At 69.4% G+C, this 14,037-nt stretch carries 11 protein-coding genes; 2 read left to right on the plus strand and 9 right to left on the minus strand.

Translation table 11 applies throughout. The annotated features are described in order from the left end of the window. Positions 1–11: 11 nt before the first annotated feature. Positions 12–1,400 (plus strand): hypothetical protein, encoded by a 1,389-nt coding sequence (locus DLJ53_RS29780; protein ID WP_146620136.1) that lies wholly within the window; start codon positions 12–14, stop codon positions 1,398–1,400. Between the two features lie 144 nt (positions 1,401–1,544). Next, positions 1,545–2,165: a nitroreductase family protein gene (locus tag DLJ53_RS29785; RefSeq protein WP_111351945.1), complete on the plus strand. Its 621-nt coding sequence runs from the start codon at positions 1,545–1,547 to the stop codon at positions 2,163–2,165. 245 nt (positions 2,166–2,410) lie between these two features. Here the strand turns inward: DLJ53_RS29785 and DLJ53_RS29790 are convergent, their stop codons facing one another. Genes DLJ53_RS29790 through DLJ53_RS29830 form a run of 9 tightly spaced genes read right to left on the minus strand, consistent with a single transcriptional unit; the run spans position 2,411 to position 14,015 of the window. After that, positions 2,411–3,115, minus strand: coding sequence for an aspartate/glutamate racemase family protein (locus tag DLJ53_RS29790; protein WP_111351947.1), 705 nt, complete (start codon positions 3,113–3,115; stop codon positions 2,411–2,413). Continuing rightward, the gene (locus DLJ53_RS29795) at positions 3,105–4,955 is read right to left on the minus strand and encodes an ABC transporter ATP-binding protein (protein WP_111351948.1); all 1,851 of its coding nucleotides are present in this window, start codon (positions 4,953–4,955) and stop codon (positions 3,105–3,107) included. Before DLJ53_RS29795 ends, DLJ53_RS29790 begins: the two co-directional genes overlap by 11 nt. A gap of 11 nt (positions 4,956–4,966) precedes the next feature. Then, a complete protein-coding gene (locus DLJ53_RS29800; RefSeq protein ID WP_111351950.1) occupies positions 4,967–6,727 on the minus strand; it encodes a M28 family peptidase in 1,761 nt (586 codons plus the stop codon). After that, a complete protein-coding gene (locus tag DLJ53_RS29805) occupies positions 6,724–7,893 on the minus strand; it encodes a M20 family metallopeptidase (RefSeq protein ID WP_202913425.1) in 1,170 nt (389 codons plus the stop codon). The genes DLJ53_RS29800 and DLJ53_RS29805 overlap by 4 nt, the downstream gene beginning before the upstream one ends. Continuing rightward, on the minus strand, positions 7,881–9,047 hold the full coding sequence (locus DLJ53_RS29810) for a M24 family metallopeptidase (protein WP_146620137.1): 1,167 nt from the start codon (positions 9,045–9,047) through the stop codon (positions 7,881–7,883). Before DLJ53_RS29810 ends, DLJ53_RS29805 begins: the two co-directional genes overlap by 13 nt. A 10-nt stretch (positions 9,048–9,057) precedes the next feature. Further along, complete coding sequence (locus DLJ53_RS29815; protein ID WP_111351954.1) at positions 9,058–9,936, minus strand: ABC transporter permease; 879 nt, start codon at positions 9,934–9,936, stop codon at positions 9,058–9,060. Beyond that, complete coding sequence (locus tag DLJ53_RS29820; protein WP_202913426.1) at positions 9,936–10,862, minus strand: ABC transporter permease; 927 nt, start codon at positions 10,860–10,862, stop codon at positions 9,936–9,938. The genes DLJ53_RS29815 and DLJ53_RS29820 overlap by 1 nt, the downstream gene beginning before the upstream one ends. Positions 10,863–10,917: 55 nt before the next feature. Beyond that, positions 10,918–12,480, minus strand: coding sequence for an ABC transporter substrate-binding protein (locus DLJ53_RS29825; protein ID WP_111351955.1), 1,563 nt, complete (start codon positions 12,478–12,480; stop codon positions 10,918–10,920). 23 nt (positions 12,481–12,503) lie between these two features. Then, positions 12,504–14,015 carry a M24 family metallopeptidase gene (locus tag DLJ53_RS29830; RefSeq protein WP_211100703.1) on the minus strand — a complete coding sequence of 504 codons (1,512 nt, stop codon included), beginning with the start codon at positions 14,013–14,015 and terminating at the stop codon, positions 12,504–12,506. Positions 14,016–14,037: the final 22 nt, after the last annotated feature.

Raw genomic sequence — 14,037 nt, forward strand, 5'->3', positions numbered from 1 at the left:
AGAGCGCCGGAGTGGCTCCACGGTCGGTCGGCGGCGTGGGTGAGGCCCGCGTCACGCTGGCGGGTGCGTCCCCCGTCGTGACGGCCGCGCGCATCACCGCGCTGCGCGGCCTGGCGCTCCTGATGTGGGCCTGCGAGCTCACCGTCATCCTCGCCCCGTCCGCGCTGGTCGAGACGGTCTCGCAGGTGGCCCTCGTCTGCTTCCTCGTCCTGTCGGTGCTGAACCTGCGGCACTGGACCCTGGTGATCACGGGCGTCGCGGCCGTCTTGTGCGCCGGTGCCGTCGCCGCCGGCGCGGACCCGTGGCGCGCGGTCGACCGGCTCGCCCAGGCGACGCGCCTCGCCGCGTTCCTCGAATGCCTGCTGTTGCTGCGCGCCGTCGTGGAGATGCACCCGCGCCTGACCGACGTGCAAGACCGCTTCGAGGCCATCGCCGCGCGCGATCGCGACGGCGGCATCCTCCTCGTCAGTCACGTGCTGGGCTCGGTGCTGACGCTGGGAGTGATGAGCATCTTCGCCCCCATCATGCGGCGCGCGCAGTCCGACGCGCGGTTGCGTGCGGCCCAGTTTTCGATGCGCGGCTTTTCGCTCATCGTGCTGTGGTCGCCGTTCACGGTCGCGATGGCGACGGTCAACGCCTCGATCCCCCACCTCGCGCTCTGGAAGATCAGCGCCGTCGGTCTCGCCGTCTCCGGTGCGGCGATCCTGAGCGGGCTTCTCCTCGGCCAGTTCCACATCAGCCCGCGTTCGCTGCGGGAGATGGCGACCGCGGTCGCGGCCGTCGGGGTTCCGCTCACGCTGCTGACTTTGATGACGGTGCTGGTTTCGGCCGTCCTCCATCTCGGCGCCATCATGGCCTGCATCCTCATCATCACGATCTTCGGGGCGGGGTGGGTGGCGACGATGGGGCCGGCGGCAGCCGCGGGCGCCGCCCGGCAGACCTGGACGTCGCTCGACCGGCTCGGCGACGAGTTCATGCTCTTCACCGTCTCGGTGGTTCTCGCGGGCCTGATGCTCGACGTCCCGATGCTGTCCGATCTCCTCCGCGCCGCGGTCGCCGAGGGGCGGCCGCCTTTTCTGATGTTGATGGCCGGCGCGATGCTCGTCGCGCTGCTCCCCATGGCGGGGATCCACATGATCCTGCCGGCCAGCATCTGCATCTCGGCGTTCGTGCAACTCGGGCCCTTCTCGCAGAGCGACGAGCTCATCTTCATCGCCCTGATACTGACGGGATGGTGTTTCGGCTCGATGCTCAGCCCGGCCTCGATCGCGCTCCTGACCGCGTCGACCTTGTTCGGCGTTCCGCGCCGCAGTCTCGCGCTGGGGGCGAACCTGCGCTTTCTCCTGACGATGTTCGCCGCCGTTTCAGCGATCGGCGGCGTCACCTATTCGCTGCTTTGACGGTGTCGGCTGCTCGGACCGGAACGACCCGCACGGCCGAAGCGTCGCGCCCGGCGTGCCTGCCGCCGCGGTATGGTGTGGGCCTCCGCCGCCGAAGCTCCCGCAACGTTTCCCCGGTCTCAACGACGGAGCCCTCAGACCAGCATGACCACGGCTACCCAGACCCGCGCCAACATGCGGACCGCCGATCACCCCGTCTCCCCGCTCTTCCTGCAGCGGTGGTCACCTCGCGCATTCACCGACGAGACGATCGGCGAAGGCGAGCTCCTGACGATCCTGGAGGCGGCACGGTGGGCGCCATCGTCTTACAATCTTCAGCCTTGGCGGTTCGTCTGGGCGCGCCGCGGCACCGAGCATTGGGCGCGCTTCCTCGACTTGCTGATGCCGTTCAACCGTGTGTGGGCGCAGAGCGCCGCGGCGCTGGTGTTCGTCGTCTCGGACTCGCTGATGAAGGGGCAGGACGGTGAGGCCAGGGTCTCGCACAGCCACTCCTACGATTCCGGCGCTGCGGCGGCGAGCTTCATGCTGCAAGCGACCAGCATGGGCTGGCAGGCGCACGGGATGCTGGGCATCGAGCTCGACCGCATCCGCCAAGACCTCGCGGTTCCCGAGCATTTCCGGGTGGAAGCCGCCTACGCGATCGGCCGCCAGGGCGACAAGTCGCTGTTGCCGGAGAAGCTGGCGGCGCGTGAAACGCCGAGTGATCGCAAACCGCTCGCGGAGCTGGCCTTCGAAGGGGGCTTTCCGGACCGGATGGAGAGTTAGGGCCCGGATCTGCAATCCACTCGGCCATTGCGGCGTGCCTCGAGGGTTTCATCGGGCCGTCCGCTCTGCCGCTCCGTGGCTCTGGCCGCCGTGCCCGGTCGGTCCTTGCAAGGCCGGGTGGTGCAGTGACACCGAGCGAAGGACAGATCGCTCGGTGTCCGTTGGATGAGCACGAGAGCTCCAATGCTCTGTAGCGGGGGCGTTCGGACCGACGGCAGGGACGACGGCTCGGATCCGGTCCGGCGTCAGGAAACGGCGGTGGCGTAGGCCGCCTGCATGATCTGGGCGGCGACGATGCCGAGGGCGGCCTGCGTCGGGTCCACCACGGGCAGGCCCGTCGCGTCCTGGAGCGGCGCGACGTAGCGGGCGAGGCCCGCACCGGCGAACAGGAGCGCCTCCGCCCCGGCCTCGTCCCGCAGCGCCGTCCCCGCCTCGATCATCCGCGCGGTGACGACGTCCGGCCGCTGCAGGTCGGAGTAGTCGAGGCCGAGGCCGCGGTGCCCGGCGATGCGGTCCTGCACACCGAGATGCCGCGCCATCCGGTGCGGGCCATGCCCCGCGGAGACGCCGATGGTGCCGATCCGGTCGCCCATCGCGAGGGCGGCGTAGAAGCCCGCCTCGCCGATGCCCACTACCGGCTTGCCGGTGAGCTCGCGCGCCGGGTAGACGCCGGGGTCGGTGAAGCAGGCGACGACGAAACCGCCCGTCTCGGCCTTCTCCGCCTCCCGCGCGATGAACCCCAGGACCGCCGGCGCCGCACGCGCGCTGTCGACCGCGCCGACGATGCCGTTCGGACCGTCCGTCAGCGTGACCGCCTCCACCCGGCAGGCGCCGCTCGCGTTGAGCCAGGCAGCGCTGAGGGCGAGGTCCTCGGTGATCCCGGTGTCGGTGCGGCTGGAGGCGTTGAGGATGTAGACGACCGGCCGGCCGGCCCCTCGGTCATGCGGCATGGCGTACGCCTCCCTGCTGCCAGGCCTCGTCCCATTCCTGCACCAGATGGCCCGGCGAGACCTGGCGGTAGGTCCGGGTCGGCGCGACATGGTCGGGCGGTCGCATCGGACTGCCGATCTCCTCGTCCGAGACCGGCCGCCGCATGCGCCGCCGCGCCGGATCGGGCACGGGAACGGCCGCGATCAGGCGTTGTGTGTAGGGATGTTGCGGGTTCTCGAACACCGAGGCGCGGGGCCCGATCTCGACGATCTCGCCGAGGTACATCACGGCGACGCGGTGGCTGATGCGCTCCACCACGGCCATGTCGTGCGAGATGAAGAGGAAGGCGAGACCCATCTCCTCCTGCAGGTCGATGAGAAGGTTCACCACCTGCGCCTTGATGGAGACGTCGAGCGCCGAGACGCTCTCGTCGGCGATGATGAAGCGCGGCCGAAGCGCCAGCGCCCGCGCGATGCAGATCCGCTGCCGTTGCCCGCCCGAGAACTCGTGCGGGAAGCGTTCGGCCATCGCCGGCGAGAGGCCGACGCGCTCCAGGAGCTCCGTCACCCGCGCCGCGCGTGCCTTGGCGGTGCCGACGCCGTGGACCAGCATCGGCTCGGCAATCGCCGCCCCAACGGGCAGCCGCGGGTCGAGACTCGCGAACGGGTCCTGGAAGATCATCTGCATGTCGCGCCGCTGCCGCCGAAGCATCTGCGGCCCCACGGTCAGGATGTCGACGTCTCCCGTCACCACCGATCCCGCCGCCGGCTCAACCATCCGCAGGATCGACCGGCCGGCCGTGGACTTGCCGCAGCCCGACTCGCCGACGATCGACAGCGTCTCTCCGGCGTGGAGCTGGAACGAGACATTCTCCACCGCGTGGACGCGCCCGGTGACGCGGCGGGGGAAGCCGCCCTTGACGTCGAACCGGGTGGTGAGGTTCTGGACGTCGAGCACGGGCGGCACGGTGCGGTCGACGGTGGCGCGCGTCTCCGGCGCCGGCCGTGTCTCGCCGGTCACAGGGTCGACGAGCGGGAAGCGGCGCGGCAGCGGCTCGCCCGACATCGAGCCGAGCCGTGGCACGGCGGCGAGGAGGGCGCGCGTGTAAGGTTCGCGCGGGGCGGCGAAGAGCGTCGGGGTGTCGCCGGCCTCGATCATCTCGCCGCGGTACATGACGACGGTGCGGTCGGCGATCTCGGCCACGACGCCCATGTCGTGGGTGATGAAGAGGACGCCCATCCCCTCCTCGTCCTGAAGCGCCTTGATGAGGTCGAGGATCTGCGCCTGCACGGTCACGTCGAGCGCGGTCGTCGGTTCGTCGGCGATCAGGAGCTTCGGCCGGCAGGCGAGCGCCATGGCGATCATCACGCGCTGCCGCATGCCGCCCGACATCTGGTGCGGGTAGTCCGCATAGCGGCTCGCGGCGGCGGGGATGCGCACCTTGTTGAGAAGGCTGATCGCCTCCGCGCGCGCCTCCCGCCGGCTCACCCGCCGGTGGTTGAGGATCGCCTCCGAGAGCTGCTCGCCCACCGTCATGATGGGGTTGAGGCTCGTCATCGGCTCCTGGAAGATCATCGCCACCTCGGCGCCGCGGACCGCCTGCATGTCCCGCTCGGACAGCGTCAGCAGGTCGCGGCCGCCCAGCAGGATCCGCCCGTCGAGGCGCGCCCCGTCGTCCCCGCCGACGAGGCGCATGATGGAGAGCGCCGTCACGCTCTTGCCGGACCCCGACTCGCCGACGATGGCGAGCGTCTCGCGCGGGGCGATCTCGAAGGACACCCCGGAGACGACCGGGCTCAACGTCCCGTCGACGCGGAACGACGTCGTCAGATTCTCGACCTTGAGCACCGGCTGGGTCATCGCGGTCTCCGTCAGACGCTGGACTTGAGGTCGCCGATCATCGCGTGCGCCGCCTCGATGGCGTCCGTCACCGTCTGGCGCAGGCGGATCAGCTTCGTGGTCAGGAGCTTCGCCTCGAGGCTCGCGGGAGCGGCGGCGTCGAAGTCGTTCAGCGAGGCGAGCAGCGGCACCGGCTGGTGCAGGGTCGACACGCCGTAGCTGTCCTGCCCGTACTTGCCGCAGGCCGAGCCCGTGATGAACGTCAGCTGCCGGGTGAGGCGCAGCGACAGCGCGTTGGCCCGTGCGACCGCCGCGTCCGGCGCGTTGCCGGCCGCCAGCGCGTCGAGGTGCGCGTCGAGCCAGGCCACATCGCCCTCCAGCATGTCGAGGCCGGCGGTGATGCGGGTGAGCTCGGCCGGGTCCTTCTTGCCGTCCAGCATCCTGGCGAAGCGGGCCTTGAGGTCGGCGACGCGCGGCGAGAAGCGCTGCGGCAGGACGGTCGCGGTGGCGAGGCCGGCGACCGCGCGGGTCCAGTAGTCGAGGTCGCGCTCCAGGACCGAGGTGTCGAGGATCTCGATCGTGTCGTGTTCGGTGTGGTTGTACCAGCCGATCGTCGCGCCGTTGTACTTCTTCACGATGTCGGGCGAGAAGCCGTGCCGCCCCGTGAAGGCGGAGACGCCGACGCCGAAGAAGGACTGGTCGCCGAACCGGTCGAGCCGGCCGATCACCACCGGCACCTCGTCGCCGATCACCGTGTTCGCCGCCTCGGTCACGTAGGTGGACAGCTCCGGGCAGGTGTCGGCGTGGAACTCATTGGTGTCCTTCATGCCCACCGAGTCGATGTTGAGGTAGGCGACCGCGTTCCGGTTGATCTGCTCCCAGTGGCTGTCGACGAAATAGGTCGAGCCGGCGGCCTCCGCGACCTCGTGGCCGTTCCAGAAGCAGAACACGACCGAGCGGCGGAGCGTGTCGCGTCGCTCCGCGAGGACGCGGGCGATCTCCATCATCACGGCGTCGCCGGTGATGTTGTCGGTGAGGCCCGGATTCCAGCTGTCGATGTGGCCGGACACGATGATGAACTGGTCGCGCTCCGGCGAGTATTCCGGTGCCCGCAGCCAGCAGATCGGCTGCTTCAGCTCGCGCCACTCGCGGATCGAGGTGACCTCGGCCTTAACGGTGACGGGGCCGGCCTTCATCATCTCGCGAATGGCGATGCCGTCGCGACGGGAGATGGAGATGCCGAAGAGGCGCGGGATGTCCTTCCAGGTCTCCGGCGTCGGGTTGCCCCAGACCGACTTGAGGCCGCGCCAGGGAATGTCCTCGCCGTCGTCGAGGCCCCAGTTCATCAGGAGGATGCCGGCGGCACCCTTCATCGCCGCGATGCGCGCCTTCTCCGGCGTCGACGGCGCGTAGGACACTTCCGCGAGCACGATCTTGCCGCGCACGTCCTTGCCCTCGTAGTCCGACAGGCCGCCCGGGCCGACGTCGACGAGCTCGCTGCTGTAGCCGCCCTCGGGCGTCGCCTCGATGTGGGCGCAGGCGAGCGCCTTCATCGATCGGTGCTCGGGCGAGACGATCTCGAGCTTCGCCTCGCCGAGGTCGCTGTCGTAGGTCTCGAACGTCTGCAGGTAGGCGTCGAGGCCGAACGACGTCATCGTGTCGACGACGTACTGGCCCGCGCGCGTGTCCTGGCCGGAGCCGCTTTTGCGGTACGGGGTGGCGTCGTTCATGTGGGTGACGTGCTTCATCACCTCGGCGATGGCGTGAGGAAGCCGACCCGGGACGAGGCTCATGACATGGCCCTTTGCGTTGTCTTGAAGAGGAGGTTGTCGGCCAGGTCCATGTAGACGGCGCGCGCCGTCACCATCTGGTCGAGATCGGCCCATTCGTCCGCGGCGTGCATGTTCGCCCCGCTCGGGCCGTAGAGCAGCGTCGGGATACCGGCGCCGTTGAAGATGTTGGCGTCGGAGACGCCGAAGCAGAACTCGTAGTCCGGTGCCGCCCCCGTCACCCGCGCGAAGCTCGCGGCGAAGGCGGTGACGAAGGGGTGGTCCCCGGCGAGTTCGAAGCTGTCGTAACGCGGCGGCTCGATCGTCACCCTGACGCGCGCCTTCGAGGCGAGGCCGGTGGCAAGGCCCTCGATCGCCGCGACGGCCTCCTCGGCCGTCTCGTTCGGCATGAAGTGCCAGTTGATCATGAACTCGCAGTGGTCCGGCACGCGGATCTCGTAGCGGCCCTCGCCCGACGTCACGTTGAGGACGCAGTGCGTCGCCCTGCCGTAGACGGGGTGGGGCTTGCGCTCGAACCGGTCGATCGCGACGAGCAGCCGCGCCGCCTCCGTGACGGCGCTGACGCCCTTGTGGGGGAGCGAGCCGTGCGCCGAGACCCCGGTGACGACCACCTTGAGGTTCACCTTGCCGATGGCGCCGATCGAGGGGCGCGCGAAATGCGGCTCGCACATGATCGCACCGTCGATCGGCCCGGCGGTCGCGACGAAGCCGTTGGCGCCGCGCGAGTACGCCTCCTCGTCGGCGAGCGCGGCGAAGATCACCTTGCCGCCCCACGCGTCGCGGCGGCGGTGCAGCGCGCGCACGGTGTGCATCGCGGTCGCGAGGCCCGCCTTCATGTCCATCGCTCCGACACCGTAGAGGCGACCGCCCCTGATTTCGGCGGCGAACGGGTCGAACGTGTAGTCGGCGGACGGCGAGACGGTGTCGCAATGGCCACCGATCCAGAGCGTCGGCCCTTCGGCGGCGCCCTCGATCTCGGCGACGACGTTCGTGAGGCCGCCCTCGGCGGGGACGATCCGCGCGTCGATGCCCTCGGCCGTCAGCCAGTCGGCGATGACGCGCTGCACGTCGCCCTCCTCGCCGGAAAGGCTCTTCACGCTCACGAGCCTGGCGAGGATCTCGCCAAGCTCCGCCCTGGTGTCGGTGTCCGCCATGGTCAGGCGGCCCACCAGCGGCGCTCGAGCTTCGTCATGACCTCGCAGCCCGTCTCGGTGACGTGGACCTCGTCCTCGATGCGCGCGCCGCCGGCGGGCGTGCGGTAGAGGCCCGGCTCGATGGTGAGCACCATGCCCGCGCGGATGTAGGTCTTCTCGCCGAGGCAGATCGCCGGCGGCTCGTCGACACCGAGGCCGATGCCGTGGCCGAGGTACGTGCCCGCGCCGCCGTAGCCGAACGCGAAGTTCGCCTTGTAGCCCGCTTCGACGGCGACATCGTTGGCGATTTTCTCGAGATCCTCGGCGAGGACGCCCGGCCTGATGGCCGCGATCGACACCTCGAGCATTGTGTTGACCGTCTCGAGGAGATGCACGGCCGCGTCGTTCGGCTCGCCAACGACGGTCGAACGGCAGATGTCGATCATGTAGCCCTTGTTGCGGCCGTTGATCTCCATGTGGACGAGGTCGCCGTCCTCCATCACGCGGTCGGAGAAGGGCGGGGCCATGAACGGCTCGCCCGAGCGGGTGACGCCGGACTGGCAGGTCGCGAATCCGTTGGTCGCGCCGCGCTTCGTCATCTCGGCGATGACGAACTCCGCCATCTGCCGCTCGGTGACGCCCGGCTTGATCAGCTTGCGCACGAGGTCGCCCACCTCGTCGGCCCATCCGGAGCCGACGCGCAGCGCCTCCATCTCGGCCTCCGACTTCACCGCGCGCAGGTTCATGACCATGTCGTCGGCCTGGCTGAAGGTGATCGTCGGATTGTACCGTTCGAGCTCGCGGTAGGTCATCGCCGAGATGACGTCCATGCCGACGATGCCGACGTTGGTGCAGGACATCCCCGCCGCCTGCAGGATCTCGGTGATCCCCTTGACGATGTTGGGATTCACGACCGTGTCGGTGACGCCATGGCCGCCGGTGTGGAACGGGGTCGTGACGGCGAGGTGCAGGCCCTGCCTGGCATCGGTCGGCACGAACAGCAGGCCGAGGCCGCGCCCCCGCACGCCGAAGCGGCTCGGGTGGCCGGCGAGCATGGGGACGTGCCCGGTGAGGTAGAGCATGTCACCGTTGCGGTCCGGCGCGCGGCCGACGACGACGACGCCTTCCAGGCCCCGCATGCCGGCGAGTTCGCGCACTCGCTGCACCCGCCCCGCGTATTCTTCTTGCACTGTCGCGCTCCTATTGCGTTCTGACGTCGAAGGTGTCCCGGAGGCCGTCACCGAGGAGGTTGAGGCCGAGCACCAGGCCGATGATGGCGAGGCCCGGGAACACCGAGATGAAGGCGGCGCTGCGAAGGTAGCCGCGCCCTTCGGCCAGCATCTGGCCCCACTCCGCGAGGGGCGGGGCGACGCCGAGGCCGAGAAATCCGAGGCCCGCCCCGACGAGCACCGCCTCGGCCATCAAGAGCGAGGCCTGGACGATGACCGGGGCGAGCGAGTTCGGCACCACGTGCCGTACGATGATGAAGGAGTCCGGCGCGCCGAGCGCCTTCGTGCTCTGCACGAACTCCAGCTCGCGCACCTGCATCACCGCGCTGCGCGAGATGCGGATGAGGCGCGGGACGGCGGCGATCGCGATCGCCACGATGGTCGAGACGAGCCCCGCGCCGAGGATGGTGATGATGGCGAGCGCGACGATGATCGTCGGCATCGTCATCATCACGTCGGTGAGGAAGACGATGACGCGGTCGAACCGCCCGCGATGATAACCCGCGAGGGCCCCGAAGAAGACGCCCGCGACACTCGCGATGCCGACCACGCAGAAGCCCAGAAGCAGCGAGGTGCGCGCGCCGTAGACGACGCGGCTCAGGATGTCGCGGCCGAAGTTGTCGGTTCCCATCCAGTGCTCGGCCGACGGCGGCGTCGACACGTTGAGGAGGTCGATCGCGTTCGGGTCGTTCGGCGCCAGCCACGGCGCGAACAGCGCGACCACGAGATAGAGCGACACGATGATGATGCCGGCGACGCCGGTGCGGCTGCGCAGGAATTTCCTGAGCGCGCGGCGGCGGCGCGGGGCGGCGGGGGCGTGGACGCCGGTCCGGGGAGATGCGGACGTCATCAGCTCAGCCTGATGCGCGGGTCGACGAAGCTGTAGGCGAGGTCGACGAGGGTGTTCACGAGGACGAAGAAGAAGCCGATCGTCAGGATCGCGCCCTGGACCATCGGGAAGTCCCGGCGGAAGACGGAGTCGGCGAGGAGCTTGCCGATCCCCGGCCAGACGAACACGGTCTCGATGAGGACCGCGCCGCCCATCAGGTAGGCGAACTGCACGCCGATCACCGTGAGGACGGGGATGAAGGCGTTCCGCAGCGCGTGCTTGTAGACGATGGTGTGGCGCGGCAGCCCCTTGGCGCGCGCCGTGCGCACGAAGTCCTGCTTCAGCACCTCGAGGAGGCTGGAGCGCGTCATGCGCATGATGATGCCGACCGAGTTGCCGCCGATCGCGATCGCCGGCAGGACGAGGTGCCAGAGGTTTCCCGCCCCCGTCGCCGGCAGCAGGCCGAGCTTGATCGAGAACAGGAGCTGGAGGAGGAGGCCGATCCAGAAGATCGGCGCCGAGACGCCGAGGAGCGCGATCACGGAGAGGACCAGGTCCGCCCCCGTGTTGGCCCGCAGCGCCGCGTTCACGCCGAGCGCGATGCCGACGACGGCGGCGAAGAGGATGCCGGCCGTGGCGAGCAGGAGCGTCATCGCGAACCGGTCCATCAGGATCGGCAGCACGGGCTCCTTGGAGACGATCGAGACGCCCCAGTCGCCGTGGAGGATGCCCCAGAACCAGGTGAGGAACTGGACGTAGAGCGGCTGGTCGAGGCCGAGCTGGGCGCGGATCGCGGCGATGTCGGCCTCCGACGCACCCATGCCCGCCACCGTCACCGCAGGGTCGCCCGGCACGAACTGGAGGATCGAGAAGACGAGGACGCTCAGCGCCAGGAGCACGAGGACGGCGTTGACGACCCGCCGCAGGGCGAAGGCCAGGATGTCCATGGGGGCACCTCTTCGGGTGAGGCGGGCGGGGCCGCGGCGGACCCCGCCCGCGGCCTTACTTGAAGGTGACGTTCTTCAGCCGGTAGACGTCGGTCGGGAGATACTCGATGCCGTCGATGTCGGAGTTGTAACCGCTGACCTGCACGTAGCTGTAGACCGGAGCCCAGGGCGCGTCCGTCATGATGATCTTCTGCACTTCGGCCGCCATGTCCTGGCGCTTGTCGGGGTCGACCTCCCGGGACATCGCCGCGCGCAGCTCATCCACCTTGTCGTTCTTGTAGAACATGGTGTTCCAGCCGTTCGGGGGCATGCGGCTGCCGTCGAAGACGGTGTCGAGGATCACCTGGATGTCGGCGGTGCCGGACTCCCAGCCCAGCCAGTAGAGCTGGCTCTTGTTGCCGTCGACCGGCTCGCGCAGCGCGGAGAGGTAGGTCGACCAGTCGACCACCTCGACGTTGGCACGGATGCCGACCTGGCCGAGCAGCGCCTGCACCGCGATCATCGTCTCGCGGTCCATGTAGTAGCGGCCCTGCGGCGTCCACATCGTGATGTCGAAGCCGTTCGGATAGCCGGCCTCGGCGAGAAGGTCGCGCGCCTTCTGCGGGTCGTAGCCGTACATGTCCTGCGGGACGTAGCCGGCGACGGTCGGGGCGATGATGGAGTCGGCCGGCACGCCGACGCCGCGCAGCACGCCCTTCACGATCGCCTCGCGGTTGATCGCGAAGTTGATCGCCTGGCGGACCTTCACGTCGTTCAGCGGCGCCCTGGAAACGTTCATGCCGACGTGGCCGAGGCGGGTGTTCGGCTTCTCGATGAGGGAGATGCCGTCCGTTTCGCGCAGGCGCTCGACGTCCGCGCCGGGCACGTCGACGATGATGTCGGCCTCGCCGGTCTCCAGCATGGTGAGCCGCGTCGAGGCCTCGGGGACGGTGATGAACTTGACGCCGTCGGCCTCGGGCACCTTGCCCCAGTAGTCATCGTTGCGCACGAACGTGATGGACTGCTCGGCGACGTGCGACTCGTACTTGAACGGACCCGTGCCGACGGGGTGCCAGCCGATCTGATCGCCATACTCCTCGATCGCGGCGGTGGAGAGGATCGAGGCCGAGTCGAGCGCCAGAACGCGCAGCAGAGTGCCGGACGGCGCGGCGGTGACGATCTTCACCGTGCTGTCGTCGAGGGCGGCGATCTCGGTGATCTGGCGCAGGTCGTTGGCGCGGCCCATGCCGGACGCGGGGTCGATGATGCGGCCGATGGAGGCGACCACGTCGTCCGCGGTGAGCGGCGAGCCGTCGTGGAACCTGACGCCCTCGCGCAGGTGGAACGTCCAGGTGACGCCGTCGTCCGCGACTTCCCAGCTCTCAGCGAGCAGCGGCTCGATCTCGCTCGTCTCGGCGTTGAGCTGGACGAGGCCTTCCATGATCTGCACGCGGGCGGTCTGTGCCTGGGTGCCGGCGGCGACACCCGGGTCGAGCGTCAGGACGGGCGCGCCCAGCGCGAAGTCGATCACATGGTCACCACCCTGGGCGAGCGCGGCCCCGGGGAGGGCGGCCGTACCGACCAGCAACGCGATGGCGGAGCACTTCATGACACGAAGTGCCGGCAGTAGACGGGTCATCCAGGTCTCCTTTGAGATGAGCGTCAGATGGTGAAGGGAATGGCGCCCTCGGGCGTCACGTAGTATCCGTCCTCACAGGCGATGATCTTGTCATCGATCGGCCAGACGAATTCCGTGCAGCCCAACATCCCGGCGTGGAATGTCCCCGTATCCCCCGGCATGAAATGCACGGTCGCCAAGGTCTGGCGCTGCAACGTGTGCCCGCAGTCACGCGTATAGCCTTCGATGGTCATCTCCGGATGAAGCATTCCGATGCGCTTCATCTCGTCGACCACCGGGCGCAGCACCGCGACGCCGCGCGCGTGAGCCTCCTCCCCCGTCATCCCGGGCATCAAGGACGGGATGAGCTCGTCCACCAGCAGCGCGCGCAGTCGATCGTGCGCGGCCTGCAGGTCGACGTCGAACGACAGGGTGCGCGCGATGTCGGAGCAGCCGCGCACGACGCCGGTGGAGTCGGTCACCAGCAGTCCCATGTCGTACTTGATCGTCTTGTGCCCGGGCAGCACCGGGTAGTCGCCCGCCATCGCCGGCAGCAGCGTCCGCTCGCCGGGGTGGATGATGTCGAAGTAGGAGTGAATGCGGTCCTGCATGCCGATGCCGGCGGCGAAATCGTCCACGCCCTGGTGGTAGACCGCCGCGACGTCCCGCTCGGTGAGGGTGCCGCCTGCCACGGTCCGGCGGATGTAGGCGTTGGCGTGTTCGATGCCTGCGAGGACGGCGTTGGCGGCGGTGATGAAGTAGAGGAGGTCCGTGCCGGCCCGCTCGTCGAAGAAGCGGCGCAGCGTCATGGTGGCGTCGGTGAAGCGGACGCCGGCGGCCTCGAACCGGCGGTAGGCGCCGATCGACATGTTGCCGCGCTGGAAGCCGATGGCGCCCTTGGCGTGCGCCGCGACCGCATCGGCGGCGCACGCCGCGGTGCCGAGCGGGCGGAAGTCGGCCCGCTCGATCGGCAGCGGCGACAGGACGAGAATGTCCGCCGCCCCGCGCACGTAGAGCGCGGTGGCGCCGTGGTCGCCGAGCGTCTGGCGCGTCAGGCCGGTGAACATCTCCGCGTCGAACGCGGCGGTGACGAGGATCGCGTCGAGGCCGGCCTTCTCGGCGAGGGCGTCCAGCACCTCGAAGCCGAGGGGGGCGGCGCTCATCGCCGCGACGAGCGTCTCGCCGAAGCGCAGGCCCGAGACGAACGGCGTCAGGCGCGGCACGTCCGCGTCGCGGGTGCTGGCCCATACCGCCTCGAGCTCGGCGCGGGACTTGGCGTAGAGGTGGACCGGCGGATCGGCGACCTCGCCGAAGACGGCGACGTCCCCCTTGGCGGCGAGCTGGTCGACACGGCCGACGGGCATGTCCGCCTCGACCTCGAGGCCGTCGGAGCCGGCGGCGGCCCACACCGCCTCGGCGAAGCTGGGCGGCACCGCGCCCGCGGGATGGTTCCAGCTGAAATAGCGCCCGAAGGTCGAGAACGGTATGTTCTGCTTGGCCGCCTGGTGCGCTGCAGAATCGAAATCTCCGACGACAACATGCTTTCTGCCGTTCACTTCAATCAGAACGGGATGGATG

The sequence above is a fragment of the Acuticoccus sediminis genome, from assembly GCF_003258595.1.
In the GTDB taxonomy this organism is placed as follows: domain Bacteria; phylum Pseudomonadota; class Alphaproteobacteria; order Rhizobiales; family Amorphaceae; genus Acuticoccus; species Acuticoccus sediminis.